This window comes from Winogradskya consettensis (assembly GCF_018332715.1).
Classification (GTDB): Bacteria; Actinomycetota; Actinomycetes; order Mycobacteriales; family Micromonosporaceae; genus Actinoplanes; species Actinoplanes consettensis.
On record NZ_BOQP01000006.1, the window covers coordinates 66,574 to 88,395 of the forward strand.

Sequence of the window (21,822 nt, forward strand, 5' to 3'; positions counted from 1 at the left end):
GATTACTCGGTGACGGTGGCCCTGGGCGGATACCGTCGCCGCCATGACCATCACCAGTTCGGATCCTGTGGCCAGGCCGGCGCGGGTTCGGCGGACGCTCTGGCTCGTGGTGCTGTGGGTGCTGGTGCTGCCCGGGGCGGGTTGGGTGGCGGTCCGGCTGGGCGGGTGGGAGCGGGGGCCGCTGGTGCAGTTGTTCGCGTTCACGCCGTACATTGCGGCTTGGTCGGTGTTGCCGGCCGTGCTTGCGCTGGCGACCCGGCGGTGGCTTGTGGGGGCTGTCGCGGTCGTGACGGCGGCGTTGTTCGCACTGTCCGTGCTGCCGCGGGCGATCGCCGACGGTGACCGCGGGCCGCAGAGCGGCGTGAAGCTGCACGTCATGACACAGAACATGCTTTTCGGTACGGCGGATGCGGCGGAGATCGTGTCCTACGTCCGCGACAACGACGTGTCCGTGCTGGCGCTGCAGGAGTTCAGCCCCGGGGCGGTGGACTCGCTGGCCGCGGCCGGGCTCGGTGACCTGCTGCCCTATTCGGTGCTAGGCGCGGAGTGGGGGGCGAGCGGGTCGGGGCTCTACTCGCGGTTCCCGATCACCGACCCGGGCGTCAAGCGCAACGTGGCCGGCGGCTTCAACCAGGCGCACGGCACAGTCCAGCCGCCCGGCGGCCGCGCGTTCATCGTCGAGTCCGCGCACCCGGCAGCGCCGTCCGCGCTCTCGGCGGAGGACAACTGGCGTGCCGATCTGGCCGCCGAGCCTCGGCCCGACGCGAACGGCACGGCGCGGATCGTGCTCGGTGACTTCAACTCGACGCTGGACCACAAGCCGCTGCGGGACCTGATCGGGGACGGCTACCGCGATGCGGCCGCGGCGACCGGCGAGGGGCTGATCGGGACGTGGGGACCGTACGACGGTGATCCGATCCCGCCGGTGACCATCGACCACGTCCTGGTCGACAAGCGGCTCGGCGTGAGCGACGTCTCCGTGCACACCACCCGGCACAGCGACCACCGCGCGGTCATCGCCACCGTCGTCATTCCCGCGGCCTGACCTCCTTCAGCACCGCCTCGACACCGCGCGTGTAGGTCTGGACCGGAACCCGGTCCGGGTCGACCAGGTGCTGCACGGCGACGCCGATGTCGAGGGCGACCAGCAGCGCGGCGGTCTGCTCCGGCGGCAGTGGCAGGTCGAAGGCCGAGAGGTCACGCACGTGGAAGTCCCGCACGGTCTGTAGCCATTGCCGCAGCGTGTCCTGGCTGTCCTGGTCGCGCAGGCCGTGCAGCAGCAGCTCCAGGAACGCCATCGCGAACCGGCGGACCTCCGGCGTGGGCGCGTTGGTCTCCCAGTCGTCGCCGAGCCGGCGGATCCACTCCTGCGTCGAGGCCGGCGGTCGCATCGGCACGTCCTCGGCGAGTTTGCGCGCCATGATCCCGGCGATCAGGTCCCTCTTGCCGCCGAAGTTCGCGTAGATCGCGCCCTTGGTGAGCCCGGCCGCCGCGGCGATCTCGTCGAGCGTCGTCTGGTGGATCCCCTTGTCGCCGAAGAGCGTCTCCGCGCTGTCCAGCAGCTTCTCGCGGGTGCGCGCCTGCTGCTCAGCCCGGGTCAGTCGCTCTGTCACGTGGCCAGCATACCCGTTGACATTCTGCCGGGTATCCAGATACTGATTGGTATCCTAATACCCGGGAGTATGTGAATGCTGACTATCGAGAATCTGACCAAGACCTACCGGCGGGGCGTGCGGGCCAACGACGGCATCAGCTTCGGCGTCGGCGAGGGACAGGTGATCGGGCTGCTCGGGCACAACGGCGCGGGCAAGACCACGCTGCTCAGCCAGGTTGTCGGCCTGGTCCGCCCGACCTCGGGGCGCATCACGCTGCTCGGTCGCGACCCGGTGGCCGAGGCCGCCTGGGCCCGGACCGTGTGCTCGTTCCAACCCCAGGCCCAGGCACCCCTGACCGGCGTCACCGCGCGACAGGCCATCGAGATCGTCGGGCGGCTGCGCGGGGGCGGCCGCAAACAGGTGCGCGGGCGTACGAAGGAACTGCTCGCCGCCCTGGACATCGAGGAGTGGGCGGACTCCCCCGCCGAGCGTCTCTCCGGTGGGGTCCGCCGGCTGACGGCGTTCTGCATGGCGGTGGTCGTGCCCGGTCGGCTCGTGATGCTCGACGAGCCGACCAACGACGTCGACCCGGTGCGCCGGCGCCTGCTGTGGGAGCAGGTCCGCGCGCTGGCCGCGACCGGCCACGCCGTTGTCCTGGTCACCCACAACATCGCCGAGGCCGAACGCACCATCGACCACGTCGTCGTCCTCGACCACGGCAGAGTGGTGGCCACCGGCACCCCGGGCGCGCTGGCCGCCGGTCGCGAGATGCACCTGTCGCTGTCCACACCGGTCGATCCGGCGCTCCCCGCCTGGGCGCACACCCCGCACCGCGAAGGCGACCGGCTGACCGTCACCCTCGCTGCCGCCGACGCCGCAGCGGCCGTGACCTGGGCCGGGCAGCACTGCGACCGCTACTCGCTCAACCCCGCAAGCCTCGAAGACGTCTACGTCGGCCTCACCGAAGGGGATCACGATGCGGTCCTGGTTCCGTAGCTACCTGCTGCTCGTACGCTGGACCGCGCTCAGAATGCGCTTCCTGCTCCCGCTCTTCCTGATCATCCAGACGTTCCTCGCCGTGGGCATCGTCATCGGCTTCGCCTACCTGATGCCCGAGGTGGACCCGGCGACCGCGCTGTACCTCTCCACCGGAGCACCCACCCTCGGCCTGATCACCATCGGCATGGTCATGGCCCCGCAGCTCGTGGCGGAGGCCAAGTCCGAAGGAACCTTCGCCTACAACCGGACGCTACCGGTGCCCCGGACCGCGGTGCTCGCCGCCGACCTGACGACGTGGCTGGTCACCGGTCTGCCCGGTCTGGTCCTCGGGCTGGTGACCGCGGTGTTCCGCTTCGACCTGCACCTGCACGTCAGCTGGCTCGTGGCCCCCGCGATGCTGCTGGTCGCGCTCACCGCCACGACGGTTGGCTTCGCCCTGGCCTACGCGCTGCCCCCGGCCATCACCAACCTGGTCAGTCAGGCCCTCATCTTCATCTCGCTGATGTTCTCGCCGATCAACTTCCCGGCCGACCGCCTGCCGGGCTGGCTCCAGGCGATCCACCACTTCCTGCCCTTCGAGCACATGGCCAACGCCGTCCGCGACACCCTGACCTCCCCGGCCGGCGGCGCTCCAGGGCTGTCCTTCGTCGTGCTCGGCGTGTGGTGCGTCGCGGGCCTGGCCATCACCCTGCGAGTGATGACCAGGCGGGACTGACGCTCAGACCTTCGCTTTCGCCTTCGCCGGGGCGAGGCCGTAGGTGAGGGCGTCGGTGAGGGCGCGCCAGCTGGCTTCGACGACGTTCTCGTGTACGCCGACCGTGGTCCAGTCGCGCGCGCCGTCGCTGGTTTCGACGAGGACGCGGGTGATGGCGTTGGAGCCGTGAGAGCCCTCGAGGATGCGGACCTTGTAGTCGGCGAGCTGGAAGTCCTTGAGCTCCGGGTAGTGCTGGGAGAGGGCTACGCGCAGGGCCTCGTCGAGGGCGTTGACCGGGCCGTTGCCCTCGGCGGTGGCGATCACGCGCTCACCTCGTACGCGTACCTTGACCGTCGCTTCCGACACGACCGTGCCGTCCTCGCGGTGCTCGACCTGCGCCCGGTAGGACTCCAGGGTGAACGGCCGCACCAGGGCCGCGCCCGGCAGAACGTCGCGGACCAGCAGTTCGAAGGAGGCGTCGGCGGCCTCGAAGGACCACCCGCCCGCCTCGAGATCCTTGACCTTGCGGGTCACCTCGGTGAGGGTTTCCGGATGGCCGGCCAGGTCCAGGCCGAGCTCGCGACTCTTGAGCTCGATGCTGGCGCGGCCGGCCATCTCGGTCACCAGGATCCGCATGTCATTGCCGACAACCGACGGGTCGACGTGGTTGTAGAGCAGCGGATCCACCTTGATCGCGCTCGCGTGCAGCCCCGCCTTGTGAGCGAAGGCAGCGGCCCCGACATAGGCCTGGTGGGTGTCGGGGGCGATGTTGGCGATCTCGGCGAGCGCGGTGGACACCCGCGTCGCCTTCTCGAGGCATCCGTCCGGTAGGACCTTCAGCCCGAGCTTGAGTTGCAGGTTGCTGACGACGGCGAAGAGGTCGGCGTTGCCGGGCCGCTCGCCGTAGCCGTTTGCCGTGCACTGGAAGTGCTCGACGCCCGCCTCGACGGCGGCGATGGTGTTCGCCACAGCGCAGGAGGTGTCGTTCTGGCAATGGATGCCGAGCTGGTCGGGGTTGACCCCGGCGCGCTCGACCACCTCGTTGATCGCCGCGGTGATCATCGACGGGAGCATGCCGCCGTTGGTGTCGCACATGACGACGCGCTCGGCGCCGGCGTCGAAGGCCGCGCGGACCACGGAGGCGGCGTATTCGGGGTCGTAGCGGAAGCCGTCGAAGAAGTGCTCGCAGTCGACGAACGCTCGGCGGCCGTTGGCGACCAGATGGGCGACGGTGTCGCGGACCATGGCGAGGTTCTCCTCGCCGGTCGTGCGCAGGGCCCGCTCGACGTGGCGGATGTCGGACTTGGCGACCACGCAGACCACCGGGGTCTCGGCGTCGAGCAGCGCCTTGACCTGCGGGTCCGTGGCCACGTCGACGCCGGCCTTGCGGGTCGCGCCGAACGCGACGAGCAGCGCGTTCTTGAGGTCCAGCTCGGTCTTGGCCCGCTCGAAGAACTCGGTGTCCTTGGGCATCGCACCCGGCCAGCCGCCCTCGATGAAGCCCACGCCGAACTCGTCCAGCAGCCGCGCGACGGCCAGTTTGTCGACGACCGAGTAGCTGATGCCCTCGCGTTGACCGCCGTCTCGCAGCGTCGTGTCGAACACCTGGTAGACCATGCCGAGCTTCCTTTCGGAGGACTGTTTAGACCCAAAACAAAAGACCCCCCGCGGATGCGGGAGGTCTGCGCGTCGGCGGGGAGCGTCAGCCGGCGCGCAAGGTGCGAATAATCAGCACGTAGTGGTGGGTCACGTACGGAAGCATGCCACTGCTCGCCGCTTTGTGGGACAGAAGTCCAGACTCCGGGACGCGAGGCGGGAGATATTAAGTTGGGTCCATGACCTCGCGGAGCCTTGCCTTCACCACGAACTACAACTTCCGGGACGTCGGGGGATATGCCGGGCTCGATGGCCGGACGGTCCGCTGGCGGCGCCTGTTCCGCTCGGATTCGCTTCACCGGCTCAAAGGCGACGACCTGGTCACCTGGGACGAGCTGGGGATCCGCAGCGTGATCGACCTGCGCCGGTCGCACGAGGTCGAGAGGAACGGCAGGGTGCCGGAGCTGGCGGGGCTCGACTATCACAACCTGGTGATCGAGCACGTGGACTGGTCGACCGCGCCGGAGCCCGCGGACATGCCGCACGAGCGGTGGCTCGCCGACCGCTACCTGAACTTCGCCGAGGACGGCCGCGCCGGGCTGAGCGCGGCGCTGTCATTGATCGCGGACCCGGACGCCGCCCCTGCGGTCGTGCACTGCATGGCGGGCAAGGACCGCACCGGTGTGGTCTGCGCGTTGACGCTGGAACTGCTCGGGGTCTCGGACACCGACATCGCCGAGGACTACGCGCTCACCGAGGCGTCCATAGCGTCGCTTACCGAATATCTGGCCAGGACCAGGCCGGAGATGGTCCAGGACAAGTACCACATGTACAACTGCCCGAAGGACGCCATGCTGCTGTTCCTCGGCGACCTGCGGGCGCGGCACGGCTCGGTCGAGGCGTACGTGAAGGAGATCGGGATCAGCGACGAGCAGGTGGCCACGATGCGCGACCACCTGCTCGAACAGCGCTAGAGAACCCTGTGGACCCAGCCGAACGGGTCCTCGGCGCGGCCCCGCTGGATGGCGGTGAGCTCCTCGCGCAGGCCCATCGTGACCTCGCCGGAGCCGCCGTCCGCCACGGTGAACTCACCCTCGGTCGAGCGGACCGTGCCGATCGGCGTGATCACCGCGGCCGTGCCGCACGCGAACGTCTCCCGGATGCGGCCGGAGCGGGCGCCCTCACGCCACTCGTCGATGCTGACCGGGCGCTCCTCGACCTTGCGGCCGGCCCGCTCGGCCAGCTTGAGCACCGAGTCACGGGTGATGCCCGGCAGGATCGTGCCGGTCAGCGGCGGCGTGACCAGGCTGCCGTCGTCCATCACGAAGATGATGTTCATGCCGCCGAGCTCGTCGATGTACTTGCGCTCGACCGCGTCGAGATAGACCACCTGGTCGCAGCCGTGCTCGATCGCCTCGGCCTGAGCCGAGAGACCGGCCGCGTAGTTGCCGCCGCACTTCGCGGCGCCGGTGCCACCGGGCGCGGCCCGGGTGTAGTCCGGGGTCACCCACACCGTCACCGGCTTGACGCCGCCGCTGAAGTAGGCGCCGGCCGGGGACGCGATGACCAGGTAGAGGTATTCCATGGCCGGCCGCACCCCGAGGAAGACCTCGGACGCATACGCGAACGGGCGCAGGTAGAGCGAGCCGTCCTCGCTCGGCGGGATCCACGACCGGTCGATCTTGATCATCTGGTGCAGCGACTCGATGAACGTGTCGACGGGCAGCGACGGCATCGCCATCCGCTGCGCCGACTGGGCGAACCTCGTGGCGTTGGCATCCGGGCGGAACATCGCGACGCCGCCGTCGGGCAGCGTGTAAGCCTTCAGCCCCTCGAAGATCTCCTGGGCGTAGTGCAGAACAGCGGCGGCCGGGTCCATCGGGATCGGGGCGCGGGCCTCGACGCGGGGCTCGTACCAGCCCTTACCCTCCGCGTACCGGATGGTGACCATGTGGTCGGTGAAGATCTTGCCGAAACCGGGGTTGGTCAGCAGTGCCGACCGGTCCGCGTCGCCTACGGGCGCGGGGTTCGGACGGATCTCGAAATCGAGGTTGTCACCACCACTCATGGCAGAGACCTGCTTTCTGTCGAAAAGACTGATTCAAGACATGCGGTAGCACCCGTAGGGCCCCATGAACTTACCCCGAACGGTCGTTCAAAGCCGATGTCAGGCTTGACCGTCCCCCCGCTCAGGCGAGGGGATTCGGGGTGGAGAGAACGCCCGATAGGGCGACGAGTGGATCAGGCGGCCGCGGTGGCGGCGACCCGGTCCCCGACTTCGGCGGTGCGCAGCGAGGCTCCCGGGGCACGGGAAGCGACCTCGGCCGCGACCGCCTCGGATACTCGGCGGGCCTCGTCCGGGTGGCCGAGGTGCTCGAGGAGCAGCGCGGCGGAGAGGATGGCGGCGGCGGGGTCGGCGATGCCCTGACCCGCGATGTCGGGCGCGGAGCCGTGCACCGGCTCGAACGTCGACGGGTATTTGCGCTCCGGGTTGACGGAGCCGCTGGCTGCCATGCCGATGCCGCCGGTGACGGCAGCGGCGATGTCGGTGAGGATGTCACCGAAGAGGTTGTCGGTCACCACGACGTCGTAGCGCTGCGGGTTGCTCACCATGAACATGCTCGCGGCGTCGATGTGCTGGTATTCCGTCGTGACCTGGGGGAACTCGGCGGCGACGGCCTTGAAGGTGCGCGCCCAGAGCCCGCCCGCGTGGGTGAGCACATTGGTCTTGTGCACGAGCGTCAGGTGGCGGCGCTCACGGCTCTGCGCCCGCGCGAAGGCGTCGCGGATGACCCGCTCGACGCCGTAGCGGGTGTTGAGGCTCTCCTCGGTGGCGATCTCGGCGGGGGTGTCCTTGTGCAGGACGCCGCCGGCGCCGACGTAGAGGCCCTCGGTGCCCTCGCGGACGACCACCATGTCGATCTCACCGGGCTTGATGCCGGCGAGCGGGCTGACCGTCCCGGGCCAGAGCCGTGACGGCCGCAGGTTCACATACTGGTCGAAGTCGAAGCGCAGCTTGAGCAGCAGGCCGCGCTCGAGCACGCCCGGCGGCACGCTGGGGTCGCCGATGGCGCCGAGCAGGATGGCGTCGTGACCGGCCAGCTCGTCCTGGACCGCCTGCGGGAGGACCTCACCGGTGCGGTTGTAGAGGCGGGCGCCGAGGTCGTACTCGTTGTACTCAGCGCCGGGGAGGACGGCCTCAATGACCTTGCGAGCCTGTGCGGTCACTTCGGTCCCGATGCCGTCGCCGGCCACCACCGCGATCCGCGCCACGCTCACGAGCACTCCCTCACCTAGACAAGACCAGGCCCACCGTATCTCGCTGTCCCGATCTTCGGTACGGCGGTCTCAGATTGTGGATGGGAGGCGTTCAGGCAGCGAACAGCCCCCGCGGGATCGCGGCAACGATCTCACGGGGGCCGTCACGACGAAAACGCGTGGCTTCGCGCCCGCCGGGGGTGCAACCACCACACGGGACAGCAACGGAGTCGTCACCCGAAGACAAATCCGCCACGCCCGCGTGGCAAGGACCAACGCTAGCGATGCGGACTAATGTCGCGCAAGACGCATCCCCCGCGTGTCGGCGCGACAATGGGATGTAGCGGCCACCTTTATGGCACCATGCGCCGGTGAGTTTCGACCTCGTGGTGTGGGCCATGGACAACGCCGACCGGCCGGACGACGTGCGGGCCGCTAATGCGCGTTGTGCCCGTGGCGAGCACGCGCAACGCCCCGCAGACCCCCGCGTAGTCGCCTTCTACAACTCCCTGACCAGCACATACCCGGACCGCGGTCCCCGCGCGACGCTGACCGGTTCACCCTGGGCGGCCGCACCGCTGCACGCGGCCGCGGACCACATCACGATGCGGCTCGACGAGAACTGCCCCGACGCGGTGCTGGAGACGATCGAGCGACTCGCCGGTGAGCTGAACCTCGATCTGCTGGATCTGCAGGACGGCACGGTCTACCCGCCGCCGGTTCGGGCCCGCTGATCATTCCTCGCGCAGATCGACGATGCTGCCCCGCGCGGACCCGATCTCCGCGGCGACCGTGGACAGCAGATCCGCGTCGACCGACGAGTCCACGGTCAGCGCCATCAGCGCCTCACCCCCGGCCTCCCGGCGAGCCACCTGCATCGCTGCGATGTTGACACCGGACTCGCCCAGGATCGAGCCGATCCGGCCGACCACGCCGGGCCGGTCCGAGTAGCGGAAGAACAGCAGCACCCCGCCCGCGTCCAGCTCCAGCTCGAACTCGTCCAGCCGGGTGAGTTTGCGCAGCTCGCGGCCGCGTACGACGGCGACCGACCCGGCGACGCTCACGCTGCGCCCGTCCGGCAGCACGCCGCGTACGGTGACCAGGTTGTCATGGTCGGACACCTCGCGGTTCACCACCAGCTCGACCTCGACGCCCCGGTCCGCGGCGAGCTGCGGCGCGTTCACGTAGGTGACCCGCTCCTCCACCACGGAGGCGAAGAGCCCCTTGGTGGCGGCGAGCTTGAGCACGGCCACGTCGTGCGACACGATCTGGCCGCGCACCTCGACGGTGACGTTGGCCGCGATCCCGCCCGCCAGCGCGGTGAAGACCTTGCCGAGCCGTTCCGTGAGCCCGAGCAGGGGCCGCACGTCCTCGTCGACCACGCCGCCGGCCTGCACGTTCACCGCGTCGGGCACGAACTCACCCTGCAGGGCGAGTTTGACGCTGCGGGCCACGGCGAGCCCGGCCTTGTCCTGTGCTTCTGACGTCGAGGCCCCCAGGTGCGGCGTCACCACGACGTTGTCGAAGCCGAACAGCGGCGAGGAGGTCGCGGGCTCGGTGACGAAGACGTCCAGCCCGGCACCGGCCACCCGGCCCTCGGTCAGAGCGTCGGCGAGGGCCTGCTCGTCGACGAGGCCACCACGGGCGGCGTTGATGATGCGTACGCCCGGCTTGACGGTCGCCAGCTCCTTCTCCCCGATCAGGCCCAGGGTCTCCGGGGTGCGCGGAAGGTGCACCGAGATGAAGTCGCTCTCCCGCAGCAGCTCGTCGAGGCCGACCAGGCGTACGCCCAGCTGCGCCGCCCGAGCGGGCTGGATGTACGGGTCGTACGCGATCAGCCGGGTCCCGAAGGCCGCCATGCGCTGGGCGAACAGCACCCCGATGCGGCCGAGCCCGACCACGCCCACGATCTTGCCCTGCACCTCGACCCCGGTGTAACGCGACCGCTTCCACTCGCCGCGTTTCAGTGCCGCACTCGCGCTGGCGGTGTTACGGGCGACGCTGAGCAGCAGTGCGATGGCCTGTTCGGCGGCGGAGACGATGTTGGAGGTGGGCGCGTTGACGACCATGACGCCGTGCGCGGTGGCAGCGGCCACGTCCACGTTGTCGAGTCCGACCCCGGCGCGGGCGACGACCTTGAGCCGGGGCGCGGCGGCTACGGCTTCGACGTCGACGTGCGTGGCGCTGCGTACGATCAGGGCGTCGGCTTCTGTCAGCGCCGCGAGCAGGGCAGCGCGATCGGTGCCGTCGACGTGGCGCACATCGAAGTCGTAAGCGAGGACGTCGAGGGCGGCGGGGGCGAGTTCCTCAGCGATCAGCACGACGGGCGTCATACGTCTCCATCCCAACTACGGGATGTCATCATACGGTTACAGCCGACTCATAGGTGAAACGAAATCGCATGCAGCCGTTTACGTACGTCAATGTCGGTGCCACTCGTGATGCCGAGATGCCGGCCGGATATCGCCATGTCGACCGTGACGTCGCGGTCGATGGATCGTTGGATCAGGCAGCGGAACGACTGATGACCTGGCAGATGCACCGGGACGCCGGGCTGCGGGTCGCCGCGGGTGCCGATCGGGCGGCGCCCGGCGTGGAAGTGACGCTGCACCTGCTCGTGGTCAGGATTCCGTGCCGGGTGGTCTATGTGCTCGACGAGCCGGATCGGCGCGGGTTCGCGTACGGAACGCTCGCCGGCCATCCCGAACAGGGTGAGGAAGCCTTCGAGGTCTACCGCACCGCCGAGGGTGCGGTGCGCGCCAGGATCAGGGCGTTCTCGCGGCCGGCGACGCTGCTCACCAAGGTCGGCGGGCCGGTGGCGACCATGGTTCAGGACTACATGACCGGGCGATATCTGCGGGCCCTGCAGAAGTGAGCTCTGCAGAAGTGAGAGAACCGGTGGGCGCCGCCACGCCGACCGGTTGCGGTGATCAGACCTTCTGGCGCGGGATCGAGGCGCGCGCGATCGGTGGCGACGGCGGCAGGCCCGCTGACGCCCGGCCGTCGAACTGGCGGAAGGTCAGCGCTTCCGCGTCCAGTCCGTCGTAGAGAAGCTCCAGGTCGAGACTGCCCACGGGCGGGTAGACCCGCTCCTTCGGCGGCTCCTGGCCCGGCTCGAGCGCGCCCTGGGCGACCATGAAGTCGACGATGGCCTTCCGCACGGACGGCAGGGTCACCGGCGAGTGGTAGATGACGTTGAGGGCCTGCATGCGCATGCCCTGCACGTGCTCCTCGCCCTTGTTGTCGTGGAAATGCGGATTGCGGGTCTCGATCTGCAGAATCGGCACCGAGCCCGCCATGACGTCCCGGTCGCTGCTCTCGAGCACCCCGCCGAACTGCTCGAACAGATCCATGTATTCGTACGGCTCGACCGCGAAACCGCCCGCCAGGCGCAGCCGCAGACCCAGGTCGAGGCTCATCGCGTGCTCCCCGGCGTTGCCCGTGGCGATCACCTCGGTGCCGAAGCCCGAATACTCCGCCAGGAATCTGTTGAGCCACTCGTTGGTGATCTGTGAGCTGCGGCCCTTGCGGCTGAAGAACAGCCGGCCGTCACGCAGCTTGGGCTTGGAGTGCCACGAGATGCGGACCATGGAGTACGGGCTGTCGGCGAGGTGCAGCCCCGCCGCATACGCCTTGCAGTACTCGTTGACGGCGCCGGGGACGTAATTGTCGGCGTCGACATAGCCGAGGTATCGGCGACCGGACATAGCCGCCACCGCCATGCCGACAAGCATGGCCTCGCCCTTGCCGTTACGGATCAGTCCATCGTCGCCGATGAGCTCTTCCATGCCGGCGGCCTTGAATGCCGCGGCCAGCCCGGGGTCTTTCTGGTGGATCGAGATCGCGGATCTCCCGGCGAGCCGGCAGAACTGTTCGAGGGTCTGCGCCTCAATCTCGTACCGGTCTACCGGAAGCCTGTCGCTGTTCGAGACGAGCACAATGAGACAGTCATGGGGAATTCCGGAGAGCACGCCTTCGATGACGCTTCGTGTCTCATTCATGCAGGGAACGACGATTACCATTTGCGATTCGACGGCGCGCATTGCATCCGGCGGGACGACGCGGCTACCAGCCGAAAGACTCGCCTGACCGGTGTCGTGCACGGCGCCCGAGTCGAGCTCGATCACCCTCTGGAGCTCATGAATCCGGACCGCGCCGAAGCGCTCACTCCGGAAAGAATCAGCCAGTCGCATGCGGCGAGGCTACCTGTTCAATGCCACTCACCAGTGCTTGAACAGTGCACAATTCGATGACGACGCCGGACAGGTAAGCAGCACGTAACGGCCACGTTTCCGATTAACATCACGGGTCATGAGGTCCGGAGACCTCATGACCCGTAGTAGTCATCGATAATCAGGCGGTCTCGGTGATCGGGCGGTCCACCCAGCTCATCATGCCGCGCAGCTTGTTACCGGTGATCTCGATCGGGTGCGCCGCACCCTGCTCGCGGTACTTCTTGAGCAGCGGGCCACCGTTCTCGTCATCCTCGATCAGTTCCTTGGTGAACTGGCCGGACTGGATCTCGGAGAGGATCTTCTTCATCTCCTCCTTGACCCCGGCGTTGATCACGCGCGGGCCGCGGGTGTAGTCACCGAACTCCGCGGTGTCCGAGATGCTGTAACGCATCCGCTGGATGCCACCCTCGTACATGAGGTCGACGATCAGCTTCAGCTCGTGCAGACACTCGAAGTAGGCGATCTCCGGGGCGTAACCGGCCTCGGTGAGCACCTCGAAGCCGGTCTGCACCAGCGCCGCCGTGCCACCGCAGAGCACCGCCTGCTCGCCGAAGAGGTCGGTCTCGGTCTCTTCCTTGAACGTCGTCTTGATGACGCCGGCGCGGGTGCCACCGATCGCCTTCGCGTACGACAGGGCGAGCGCCTGGGCGCCACCGGTCGGGTCCTGCTCCACGGCGATCAGGGCGGGCACGCCCTTGCCGTCGACGTACTGGCGGCGGACCAGGTGACCCGGGCCCTTGGGGGCGACCATCGCCACGTCGACGTCCGCCGGGGGCTTGATCAGCTCGAAGCGGATGTTCAGGCCGTGCCCGAAGAAGAGCGCCTTACCCGCGGTCAGGTTGGGCTCGATCGACTCCGTGTAGATCTTGCGCTGCGCGGTGTCCGGCGCCAGCACCATGATCACGTCGGCCCAGGCGGAGGCCTCGGCCGGGGTGAGCACCTTCAGGCCCTGCTCCTCGGCCTTGGCACGGCTCTTGGAGCCCTCCTTCAGACCGATCACCACGTCGACGCCCGAGTCGCGCAGCGACAGCGAGTGGGCGTGGCCCTGGCTGCCGTACCCGATGACGGCGACCTTGCGCCCCTGGATGATGGACAGGTCGGCGTCGTCGTCGTAGAACGTTTCCGCGGTCATGACTTCCCTTTCAAAAATGAATGCTGATCAGGCCGCGCGCAACGCGGGGCCCGTGGTGATGGAACGGGAACCGCGGCCGATGGCCACGAGACCGGACTGCACCATCTCCTTGATGCCGAACGGCTCGAGGTCGCGCAGCAACGCGTCCAGCTTGTCGGGGTTGCCGGTCGCCTCGATCGTGAGGGTGTCCGGTGCGACGTCGATCACCTTGGCCCTGAAGAGCTCGACGGTCTCGAGCACCTGGCCGCGCACGGCGCGCTCGGCGCGCACCTTGACCAGCAGGAGCTCGCGCTGAACCGACTGCTGCGGGTCCAGCTCGACGATCTTCAGGACGTTCACCAGCTTGTTGAGCTGCTTGGTCACCTGCTCCAGGGGTGAGGAGTCGGCGTTGACCACGATCGTGATGCGGCTGACGTCCGGGTTCTCCGTCTCGCCGACCGCCAGGCTGTCGATGTTGAAGCTGCGCCGGGAGAACAGTCCGCTCACCCGGGCGAGGACGCCGGGCTTGTTCTCGACCAGCACGGAGAGCGTGTGCTTGTTCTGGGTGCTCACAGGTCGTCCTCTTCGAAGGCGGGGCGCACGTCCCGGGCGAACATGATCTCGTCGTTGCTGGTACCGGCCGCCACCATCGGCCAGACCATGGCGTCCTTGCCGACCGTGAAGTCGATGACCACCGGCCGGTCGTTGATCTCCATGGCCGCCTTGATGGTGGCGTCCACGTCGTCCTTCGACTCGCAGCGCAGCCCGACGCAGCCCAGCGCGTCGGCCAGCTTCACGAAGTCAGGGATCCGGTGCTTGTGGGTGCCCAGCTCGGTGTTGGAGTAGCGGCCCTCGTAGAACAGGGTCTGCCACTGCCGGACCATGCCGAGGTTGCCGTTGTTGATGACGGCGATCTTGACCGGGATGCCCTCCAGCGCGCAGGTGGCGAGCTCCTGGTTGGTCATCTGGAAGCAGCCGTCGCCGTCGATCGCCCACACCGCGGTGTCCGGCAGGCCGACCTTGGCGCCCATCGCGGCGGGCACCGCGTAGCCCATGGTGCCCGCGCCGCCCGAGTTGAGCCAGGTGCCCGGCTTCTCGTAGTTGATGAACTGCGACGCCCACATCTGGTGCTGCCCGACGCCGGCGACGTAGACGGCGTCCGGGCCGACCAGCTCGCCGATCCGCTGGATGACGTACTGCGGGGCGAGCGTGCCGTCGGTCGGCTCGTCGTAGCCGAGCGGGTAACGGGTGCGCAGGTCGTTGAGGGTGGACCACCACGGCTCGTACGAGGAGGCGCCGCTCGCCGTGCCACTGATCGCGGCGATCAGCTCGTCGATGACGTGCCGCGCGTCGCCCACGATCGGGACGTCGGCGTGCCGGTTCTTGCCGATCTCCGCCGGGTCGATGTCGGCGTGCACGACCTTGGCGTCCGGGGCGAACGAGTCGAGCTTGCCGGTCACCCGGTCGTCGAAGCGCGCGCCGAGCACGATCAGCAGGTCGGACTTCTGCAGCGCGTAGACCGCGGGGACCGTGCCGTGCATGCCGGGCATGCCCAGGTGCTGCTGGTGCGAGTCGGGGAACGCGCCGAGCGCCATCAGCGTAGTGACCACCGGGATGCCGGTGAGCTCGGCCAGCTTGCGCAGCCCGTCGGTGGCGCCGGCCTTGAGCACGCCGCCGCCCACGTAGAGGACCGGGCGCTTGGCGGCGGCGATCAGCCGGGCCGCCTCGCGGATCTGCTTGCCGTGCGGGTGCAGCGTCGGGCGGTAACCCGGCAGGTCGAGCACCGGCGGCCACGCGAACGTGGTCTGCGCCTGCTGCACGTCCTTGGGGATGTCCACGAGCACGGGACCCGGGCGTCCGGTCGACGCCAGGTGGAATGCCTCCGCCAGCACCTCAGGGATCTCCTCAGGCGTCTGGATCAGGAAGTTGTGCTTCGTGATGGGCAGGGTGATGCCCTGGATGTCCGCCTCCTGGAAGGCGTCCGTCCCGATCGAGGGACGCGACACCTGCCCGGTGATCGCCACGATCGGCACCGAGTCCATGTAGGCGTCGGCGATCGCGGTGACCAGGTTGGTGGCGCCCGGCCCGGAGGTGGCAATGCACACGCCGACCTTGCCGGTGGCCTGGGCGTATCCGGTGGCGGCGTGACCCGCGCCCTGCTCGTGGCGGACGAGGATGTGCCGGATGGACGAGTCGTAGAGCGGGTCGTAGGCCGGCAGGATCGTGCCGCCGGGGATGCCGAAGACCACCTCGACGCCGAGCGCCTCGAGCGACCGCACGAGCGAGCCGGCCCCGGTGGCGGGGGTCGGCGGGACCGTGATTACGGCTGGGGCGACGGCGGCCGCCGCGACGGTGGCCGGGTTTGCGCGGTTCGCGAGGGTCTCGGGGGTGGGTTTCGTCATGGCAGTTCAGGCCTTCGTTTCGAGGTTTTGTGTTCAGTTTTCCGCTGCGGGTGGGATCAGCTGTGGCGTTCCCGAGCAACAAAAAAGGCCCGCGTGCTTTCGCACGGGACCTAGCGCACTGCCCTCAGAGAATCTGGTGAGGCAGCGCGCTCAACTAAGTACTACGAGAAACGTCGAACACATGCGGCTAAGACTGCCCCATCTCACGTGGTGCGTCAACTGATCTCACATCTTGGTCACTCGAAAAGGCGGGGTCGGTCGGCAGAACCGCTCTGACCTGGCGCATCCCGGGTCCGAGCATGATGATCTGACTGCGCGCCGGTGCGCTGTTCGTAACCGTGGGACGGCTCCGCGCCGCGGGCACCGGACGGGCCCCGGACTGCCGGGCCGTACGCAACTGGGTCTCCAGATGTTCGGCCGGCACGCCCCAGCCGAACAGCGAGCCCTGCCCCAGCCGGCACCCGGCCTCCTCGACCACCTCGCGCTGCGCCGGGGTGCCGATGCCCTCGGCGAGCACCTCCAGCCCCAGCCTGTGCCCGAGCCGTGCCACCACGTCGACCAGCGGCGCGGCCATCCCGGTCCGCGACTCCGGCTCGGCCACCAGCGCACGGTCGATCTTGAGGATGTCCACCGGGAGGTTGCGGAGCTGCCCGAGTGAGGAGTAGCCGGCGCCGAAGTCGTCCAGCGCGATCCGGACCCCGGTCGACCGGAGCTCGACCAGCCGGCGGATCAGCTCGTCCATGTCGGTGGCGACGGCGTGCTCGGTGACCTCCAGCACGAGCCGCTGTGGCGGCACGCCGTACTTGCGCAGCACCGCCGCGACCCGTCCCGCGTAGTCGGCGGCGTGCAGCTCCTTGGGTGACAGGTTCACCGACACCCACACGTCGTGCCCCGCGGTCAGCCACTTGGCGAGCTGCGCGCAGGCCTGGTCGAGCACCCAGGTGCCGAGCACGCAGATGAGGTCGGACTCCTCGGCGACCGGGATGAACTCGTCGGGCCGGACCGAGCCGAGCTCCGGGTGGGTCCAGCGGAGCAGTGCCTCGGCGCCTACCGGGCGCACCGAGGGAAGGGCCACCACCGGTTGGAAGACCAGTCTCAGCTGATCGCGGTCGATGGCGTGCCGCAGCTCGTTCTCCAGCACGCTGTGCCGGCGCAGCAGCTCGTCGTAGCGCTTCTGGTAGCTCTCGACCCGGTTCTTGCCGCGCTGCTTCGCGTAGCGCAGGGCGAGGTCGGCGTCGCGCATCAGTTCGCCGGTGTCGCCGGGTGAGGGTGAGCCCGCGACGCCGATGCTCGCGGAGAGGAAGACGGGGCCGTCGCCGGTGCCGTACGGCTCGCACAGCACCGTCAGCAGCCGCTGCCCGACCGCGAGCGCCTCCTCGGGCGAGGCGGCCATCAGCACCGCGAACTCGTCACCGCCCAGCCGCGCGGCCACGTCGCCGTCGCGCAGGTTCACGCGCAGCCGATCGCCCACCTCGGCCAGCACCGCGTCGCCGACGTCGTGCCCGCGCATGTCGTTGACGTTCTTGAAGCCGTCCAGATCGAGGCTGACCAGGGTGCGGTTCGTCGCCGACCGCTCGCGCAGCGCCCGGACCAGGCCACGGCGGTTGGCGAGCCCGGTCAGCGGGTCGGTGTGCGCGAGCTCGCGGAAGTGCGCCTCGCGGTGCCGCAGCTGCAGCGTGTAGTTCCGCACGTCGCCCAGCGCGAGATACTGCCGGCTGACCAGCGCGAACCCCTCCACGCTGACGCCGAGGAAGCCGAGTCCGGTGAACTCGCCACCGGCCAGGATGTGGTACGTCCCAGCGATGATCATGGCGGCCATCGGGACGAACGCGTACCCGGAGCCGCGCTGGGTGATGTCCCCGGTGACCGTGACCGGGCGGTCGGCGATCTTCACAGCGTGGGCGACCACGAGCAGCCCGGCCGGCAGCAGCAGCGCGCCGACCAGCACGACGTCCGCTTTGCCCTGGCAGATCCCGCTGGACAGCGCGGTGGCGGCCAGTGCGACGACCGTCACCCCGGCAGCGACCCGGACCGTGACGTGCCGGGGCCGGTGCGCGTGCATGGCGAGCATCGCGGTCACCCCTACGGCGATGGCGACGACCCCGGCCGGGAGCAGGATCGACAGGCACTGCACGGGGGTACGGCCGCCGAGGATCCGGGTCGGCTCGGCGACGAGCACCCAGCCGACGAACCACAGGGCCGCGGCGATGATCAGCCCGTCGAGCAGGTGACGCAGCCCGGCGCGGCGGTTCTCCGCGGCGCCCGGCAGCATCAGCGTCCCGATCAGCAGGGTGAGCGTGCCCAGTGCCGTCGCGGCGGCCACCGCCTGGCCGAGGGTGCGGCTGGAGCCGTACGAGATCGCGCTCAGCGCCCCGGCCAGCGCGGCCGCGGTCGCGACGGCGGCACCGGCGGCGAGCAGGAGGTGGGCTCGGCGGGCGGCACCGGTGTGCCTGCGCCCCGAGTTGGCCAGCAGAGCGACGGCCGGGACCGCGACCACGAGGCTCGCCAGCCCGGCCAGCTCCACGCCGGACGGTGAGTGCACGGGAACACTCTGCCGCATTCGGATCTTTTAATCGAGGGTTGGGTGTCCCGACCTATGGACTTAGTGGTGCCTGACACGGGGCCGGTCCTTACCGGCGGTGGCACTATGGGCTCATGCCTGAGCTGCGTTCCCGGACCTCTACACACGGTCGGACGATGGCCGGCGCCCGCGCCCTCTGGCGCGCCACCGGCATGACCGACGACGACTTCGGCAAGCCCATCGTGGCGATTGCCAACAGTTTCACCCAGTTCGTACCGGGGCACGTCCACCTCAAGGATCTCGGTGGCCTCGTCGCCGACTCCATCTTCGAGGCGGGCGGGATCGGCCGCGAGTTCAACACGATCGCGGTCGACGACGGCATCGCCATGGGCCACGGCGGCATGCTCTACTCGCTGCCCAGCCGCGAGCTGATCGCCGACGCGGTCGAATACATGGTCAACGCGCACTGCGCCGACGCCCTGGTCTGCATCTCGAACTGCGACAAGATCACTCCCGGCATGCTGATCGCCGCGCTTCGGCTCAACATCCCGACGGTCTTCGTCTCCGGCGGCCCGATGGAGGCCGGCAAGACGGTCGCCATCGAGGGCATCGTGCACGAGAAGCTCGACCTCGTCGACGCCATGTCGGCCAGCGCCAACGAGAACGTCACCGACGAGCAGCTCGACACGATCGAGCGCTCGGCGTGCCCGACCTGCGGCTCGTGTTCCGGCATGTTCACCGCCAACTCGATGAACTGCCTCACCGAGGCGATCGGCCTGGCGCTGCCCGGCAACGGCTCGACGCTGGCCACCCACGCCTCCCGCAAGGCGCTCTTCGAGAAGGCCGGCGAGCTGATCGTCGACATCGCGAAGCAGTATTACGAGAACGACGACGAGAGCGTCCTGCCGCGCAGCATCGCCAACCGCGACGCCTTCGAGAACGCCGTCGCCCTGGACGTCGCGATGGGCGGCTCCACCAACACGGTGCTCCACCTGCTGGCGGCGGCCCGCGAGGCCGAGCTCGACTTCAGCGTCGCCGACATCGACGCCATCTCCCGCCGCGTGCCCTGCCTGGCCAAGGTCGCCCCGAACAGCCCGAAGTACCACATGGAGGACGTCCACCGCGCCGGCGGCATCCCCGCCCTGCTCGGCGAGCTGAACCGCGGCGGCGCCCTGAAGACCAACGTCCGCTCGGTGCACTCCCCCGACCTCACCTCGTGGCTCAACGACTGGGACATCCGCAGCGGTCAGCCCACCGACCAGGCGCTGGAGCTCTTCCACGCGGCCCCCGGCGGCGTGCGCACCGTGCTCCCGTTCAGCACCGAGAACAGGTGGGCCAAGCTCGACACCGACGCCGAGGCCGGCTGCATCCGCTCGTTCGAGCACGCTTACACCGCCGACGGCGGCCTGGCGATCCTCTTCGGCAACCTCGCCCCGGACGGCTGCGTCGTCAAGACCGCCGGCGTCGACGAGACCCTGTGGAAATTCACCGGCCCGGCCCGCGTCTTCGAGAGCCAGGACGACGCGGTCACCGGCATCCTCGGCAAACAGGTCGTGGCCGGCGACGTCGTGATCATCCGCTACGAGGGCCCCCGCGGCGGCCCCGGTATGCAGGAAATGCTCTACCCCACGAGCTTCCTCAAGGGCCGCGGCCTCGGCAAGGCCTGCGCCCTGATCACCGACGGCCGCTTCTCCGGCGGCACCAGCGGCCTCTCCATCGGCCACGTCTCCCCGGAGGCAGCCTCGGGCGGCCTCATCGCCCTGGTCGAAACCGGCGACGAGATCACCATCGACATCCCCGGCCGCACCATCTCCCTCAACGTCACCGACGAGGACCTCGCCCAGCGCCGCCACGAGCAGGAACGCCGCCCCAAGCCCTACACCCCGGCCGACCGCACCCGCCCGGTCTCCGCCGCCCTGCGCGCCTACGCCTCCATGGCCACCAGCGCCAGCGACGGCGCCTACCGCAAGGTCCCCGAATAAACCCAGCTGGTCAGTGCCGGTGGCCGTCAGTCACTTTCGCAACGACCTACTTCACGTCGCTGTAATTACGCCCGACGGCGCGCAACAACCGCACCACCGACCGGCCGAGTCACTCGCGGATCTCCGTGCGTGGCCCGGCCGGTCGCGCATCCGCCGGGTTCTCCCCTCCACTCACCCGCACCTCCCCACCGTCCCCCGGCCCACGCTTCTTGCCGGCCCGCCGCGCCGCCCGCGTCCCCAGCGCGCGCCGTAGGCGTTCTGGCAGGCCACGCCCGTGCAACCGCCACAACCCGGCCACCGCGAGCACCACAAAAACAACCCCGGCAAGCCACCACCGCGCGACCGGCCATACCGCCACCCCCACGGCCGGCCCTGACCGCACCACAGCCTGCCCCGCGACGTCGACGCCGCTGACCCCCTCCGGCACCTCCATCAGCAAACGCTCCGCCGCATCCCCACGGACCAGCCCCACCACGCGGACCCCCGCCACCGTCCCGGACGACACGCTGCCCGATCCGGAAACCAGCGGTCCCGCACCGGGGAACGCCGCGGCGGGTTCGTAAGCCACGGCGACCAGCGTCCCGTCAGGCCGCCACCCCAGAGCCCGCCCAGCAACGGCGTGACGCAACACGCCGAGCGCCGGAGCAGGATCCACCGACCCGTCCGACGCCCGTAACGTCCGGAACTGCCAGCCGTCCCCCGCCAAGCCGCCGACCAGCAGCGACGCGCCGTCCGGCGTCCAAGCGCCCTTCCCTGAAAGCACCATCCCCGCCGGCACCGCGAACTCGGATTCCTGAGCACCATCGGTGCCGGCGATCACCATCCGCTGCCCGACCTGATACGCCAACCGATCGCCGGCCCGGGTGAACGCGACCGGCCCGTCCCATTCCGCGGGCACCGTCCCCACCGCCCGGACCTGACCGCTGCCCGGTTCAAGGAGCCCCAGCTGCGTGCCGCGGTCAACGGCGAGCAGCGTGCCGTCGGCGGACCACCCCCGGGGCCCGCCGCCCCCGCTGCCGTCAGGGAACACCCGCGTCGAGGTGCCGTCGATCGCTCGGATGACGAGGGCGCCGAGCACCCGGTAGGCGATGCGGGTGCCGTCCGGCGACAGCAGCGCTCCTTCACCGGGCGGCCCAGCGAACGACAGCCGCCGGTACGAGTCGCCGACGACGCCCACGGTGTTGCCGGCGTTGCCGCTGTTGCCCGCGTTGCCAGCGTTGTCGATGTCGCCGGTGTCGACCAGCACCGAGGCCGACCGCAGCGGCGCCTGGTCCAGGCCGGGCGTCCACGGATAGGGCGTGGAGATCCGCTGAGGCAGCGCGAGCTGCCCACCGCCGCTGAGCCCGTTTCCCGGGGCGATGAGACCTGCCGCCAGCCCGGCGAGGCCCGCGGCGAGCACGATGAGAATGGATCTGCGCACGTCAGGAAG

18 protein-coding genes are annotated in these 21,822 nt (G+C 69.5%); 7 read left to right on the top strand and 11 right to left on the bottom strand.

Annotated features, from left to right (window positions below):
• The first annotated feature begins 43 nt into the window (after positions 1–43).
• Entirely contained in the window at positions 44–1,045 is a 1,002-nt protein-coding gene (locus Aco04nite_RS06050) for an endonuclease/exonuclease/phosphatase family protein (protein ID WP_212996184.1), read from the top strand.
• Here the strand turns inward: Aco04nite_RS06050 and Aco04nite_RS06055 are convergent.
• On the bottom strand, positions 1,029–1,613 hold the full coding sequence (locus Aco04nite_RS06055; RefSeq protein ID WP_212996185.1) for a TetR/AcrR family transcriptional regulator: 585 nt from the start codon (positions 1,611–1,613) through the stop codon (positions 1,029–1,031). The two genes, Aco04nite_RS06050 and Aco04nite_RS06055, sit on opposite strands and share 17 nt — an antisense overlap.
• Before the next feature lie 75 nt (positions 1,614–1,688).
• Between Aco04nite_RS06055 and Aco04nite_RS06060 the strand changes: the two genes are divergently transcribed.
• Positions 1,689–2,591, top strand: coding sequence for an ABC transporter ATP-binding protein (locus Aco04nite_RS06060; protein WP_212996186.1), 903 nt, complete (start codon positions 1,689–1,691; stop codon positions 2,589–2,591).
• On the top strand, positions 2,572–3,309 hold the full coding sequence (locus Aco04nite_RS06065) for an ABC transporter permease (protein ID WP_212996187.1): 738 nt from the start codon (positions 2,572–2,574) through the stop codon (positions 3,307–3,309). The genes Aco04nite_RS06060 and Aco04nite_RS06065 overlap by 20 nt, the downstream gene beginning before the upstream one ends.
• A gap of 3 nt (positions 3,310–3,312) precedes the next feature.
• Here Aco04nite_RS06065 and cimA read toward each other — a convergent pair whose 3' ends face one another.
• Positions 3,313–4,905, bottom strand: a complete 1,593-nt coding sequence (gene cimA, locus Aco04nite_RS06070) for a citramalate synthase (RefSeq protein ID WP_212996188.1) — start codon at positions 4,903–4,905, stop codon at positions 3,313–3,315.
• Between the two features lie 218 nt (positions 4,906–5,123).
• On the opposite strand from cimA, the gene Aco04nite_RS06075 reads away from it, so the two are divergent.
• The gene (locus Aco04nite_RS06075) at positions 5,124–5,858 is read left to right on the top strand and encodes a tyrosine-protein phosphatase (protein WP_212996189.1); all 735 of its coding nucleotides are present in this window, start codon (positions 5,124–5,126) and stop codon (positions 5,856–5,858) included.
• On the opposite strand, the gene Aco04nite_RS06080 is transcribed toward Aco04nite_RS06075, so the two are convergent.
• Positions 5,855–6,952 carry a branched-chain amino acid aminotransferase gene (locus Aco04nite_RS06080; RefSeq protein ID WP_212996190.1) on the bottom strand — a complete coding sequence of 366 codons (1,098 nt, stop codon included), beginning with the start codon at positions 6,950–6,952 and terminating at the stop codon, positions 5,855–5,857. The genes Aco04nite_RS06075 and Aco04nite_RS06080 overlap by 4 nt on opposite strands.
• 173 nt (positions 6,953–7,125) lie before the next feature.
• On the bottom strand, positions 7,126–8,157 hold the full coding sequence (locus Aco04nite_RS06085; protein ID WP_212996446.1) for a 3-isopropylmalate dehydrogenase: 1,032 nt from the start codon (positions 8,155–8,157) through the stop codon (positions 7,126–7,128).
• Between the two features lie 383 nt (positions 8,158–8,540).
• On the opposite strand from Aco04nite_RS06085, the gene Aco04nite_RS06090 reads away from it, so the two are divergent.
• Positions 8,541–8,876: a hypothetical protein gene (locus Aco04nite_RS06090; RefSeq protein WP_438874901.1), complete on the top strand. Its 336-nt coding sequence runs from the start codon at positions 8,541–8,543 to the stop codon at positions 8,874–8,876.
• Here Aco04nite_RS06090 and serA read toward each other — a convergent pair whose 3' ends face one another.
• Positions 8,877–10,475, bottom strand: coding sequence for a phosphoglycerate dehydrogenase (gene serA / locus Aco04nite_RS06095; RefSeq protein WP_212996192.1), 1,599 nt, complete (start codon positions 10,473–10,475; stop codon positions 8,877–8,879). It abuts the gene before it with no gap.
• A 68-nt stretch (positions 10,476–10,543) separates the two neighbouring features.
• Between serA and Aco04nite_RS06100 the strand changes: the two genes are divergently transcribed.
• On the top strand, positions 10,544–11,017 hold the full coding sequence (locus tag Aco04nite_RS06100) for a DUF1990 domain-containing protein (RefSeq protein ID WP_212996193.1): 474 nt from the start codon (positions 10,544–10,546) through the stop codon (positions 11,015–11,017).
• A 55-nt stretch (positions 11,018–11,072) separates the two neighbouring features.
• Here the strand turns inward: Aco04nite_RS06100 and mpgS are convergent, their stop codons facing one another.
• The 5 genes from mpgS to Aco04nite_RS06125 form a co-directional block, all read right to left on the bottom strand.
• Entirely contained in the window at positions 11,073–12,335 is a 1,263-nt protein-coding gene (gene mpgS / locus Aco04nite_RS06105; RefSeq protein WP_212996194.1) for a mannosyl-3-phosphoglycerate synthase, read from the bottom strand.
• Between the two features lie 160 nt (positions 12,336–12,495).
• On the bottom strand, positions 12,496–13,509 hold the full coding sequence (ilvC, locus tag Aco04nite_RS06110) for a ketol-acid reductoisomerase (RefSeq protein ID WP_212996195.1): 1,014 nt from the start codon (positions 13,507–13,509) through the stop codon (positions 12,496–12,498).
• Between the two features lie 27 nt (positions 13,510–13,536).
• Positions 13,537–14,061 carry an acetolactate synthase small subunit gene (gene ilvN / locus Aco04nite_RS06115; RefSeq protein ID WP_203838514.1) on the bottom strand — a complete coding sequence of 175 codons (525 nt, stop codon included), beginning with the start codon at positions 14,059–14,061 and terminating at the stop codon, positions 13,537–13,539.
• A complete protein-coding gene (locus Aco04nite_RS06120) occupies positions 14,058–15,890 on the bottom strand; it encodes an acetolactate synthase large subunit (RefSeq protein ID WP_212996196.1) in 1,833 nt (610 codons plus the stop codon). The genes ilvN and Aco04nite_RS06120 overlap by 4 nt, the downstream gene beginning before the upstream one ends.
• Positions 15,891–16,077: 187 nt before the next feature.
• Positions 16,078–18,432 carry a putative bifunctional diguanylate cyclase/phosphodiesterase gene (locus Aco04nite_RS06125; protein ID WP_438874895.1) on the bottom strand — a complete coding sequence of 785 codons (2,355 nt, stop codon included), beginning with the start codon at positions 18,430–18,432 and terminating at the stop codon, positions 16,078–16,080.
• A 113-nt stretch (positions 18,433–18,545) separates the two neighbouring features.
• Here Aco04nite_RS06125 and ilvD point away from each other — a divergent pair, with 113 nt between their 5' ends.
• Entirely contained in the window at positions 18,546–20,393 is a 1,848-nt protein-coding gene (gene ilvD / locus Aco04nite_RS06130; RefSeq protein WP_212996198.1) for a dihydroxy-acid dehydratase, read from the top strand.
• Positions 20,394–20,502: 109 nt separating this feature from the next.
• Here the strand turns inward: ilvD and Aco04nite_RS06135 are convergent, their stop codons facing one another.
• A complete protein-coding gene (locus Aco04nite_RS06135) occupies positions 20,503–21,813 on the bottom strand; it encodes a TolB-like translocation protein (protein WP_212996199.1) in 1,311 nt (436 codons plus the stop codon).
• Positions 21,814–21,822: the final 9 nt, after the last annotated feature.

What these genes read in the sequence shown, in the direction of transcription:
- Aco04nite_RS06050 (WP_212996184.1), top strand. Translation starts at nt 44, where the DNA reads ATGACCATCACCAGTTCGGATCCTGTGGCCAGGCCGGCGCGGGTTCGG.
- Aco04nite_RS06060 (WP_212996186.1), top strand. Translation starts at nt 1,689, where the DNA reads ATGCTGACTATCGAGAATCTGACCAAGACCTACCGGCGGGGCGTGCGG.
- Aco04nite_RS06065 (WP_212996187.1), top strand. Translation starts at nt 2,572, where the DNA reads ATGCGGTCCTGGTTCCGTAGCTACCTGCTGCTCGTACGCTGGACCGCG.
- cimA (WP_212996188.1), bottom strand. Translation starts at nt 4,905, where the DNA reads ATGGTCTACCAGGTGTTCGACACGACGCTGCGAGACGGCGGTCAACGC.
- Aco04nite_RS06075 (WP_212996189.1), top strand. Translation starts at nt 5,124, where the DNA reads ATGACCTCGCGGAGCCTTGCCTTCACCACGAACTACAACTTCCGGGAC.
- Aco04nite_RS06080 (WP_212996190.1), bottom strand. Translation starts at nt 6,952, where the DNA reads ATGAGTGGTGGTGACAACCTCGATTTCGAGATCCGTCCGAACCCCGCG.
- Aco04nite_RS06090 (WP_438874901.1), top strand. Translation starts at nt 8,541, where the DNA reads ATGGACAACGCCGACCGGCCGGACGACGTGCGGGCCGCTAATGCGCGT.
- serA (WP_212996192.1), bottom strand. Translation starts at nt 10,475, where the DNA reads ATGACGCCCGTCGTGCTGATCGCTGAGGAACTCGCCCCCGCCGCCCTC.
- Aco04nite_RS06100 (WP_212996193.1), top strand. Translation starts at nt 10,544, where the DNA reads ATGCAGCCGTTTACGTACGTCAATGTCGGTGCCACTCGTGATGCCGAG.
- mpgS (WP_212996194.1), bottom strand. Translation starts at nt 12,335, where the DNA reads ATGCGACTGGCTGATTCTTTCCGGAGTGAGCGCTTCGGCGCGGTCCGG.
- ilvC (WP_212996195.1), bottom strand. Translation starts at nt 13,509, where the DNA reads ATGACCGCGGAAACGTTCTACGACGACGACGCCGACCTGTCCATCATC.
- Aco04nite_RS06120 (WP_212996196.1), bottom strand. Translation starts at nt 15,890, where the DNA reads ATGACGAAACCCACCCCCGAGACCCTCGCGAACCGCGCAAACCCGGCC.
- ilvD (WP_212996198.1), top strand. Translation starts at nt 18,546, where the DNA reads ATGCCTGAGCTGCGTTCCCGGACCTCTACACACGGTCGGACGATGGCC.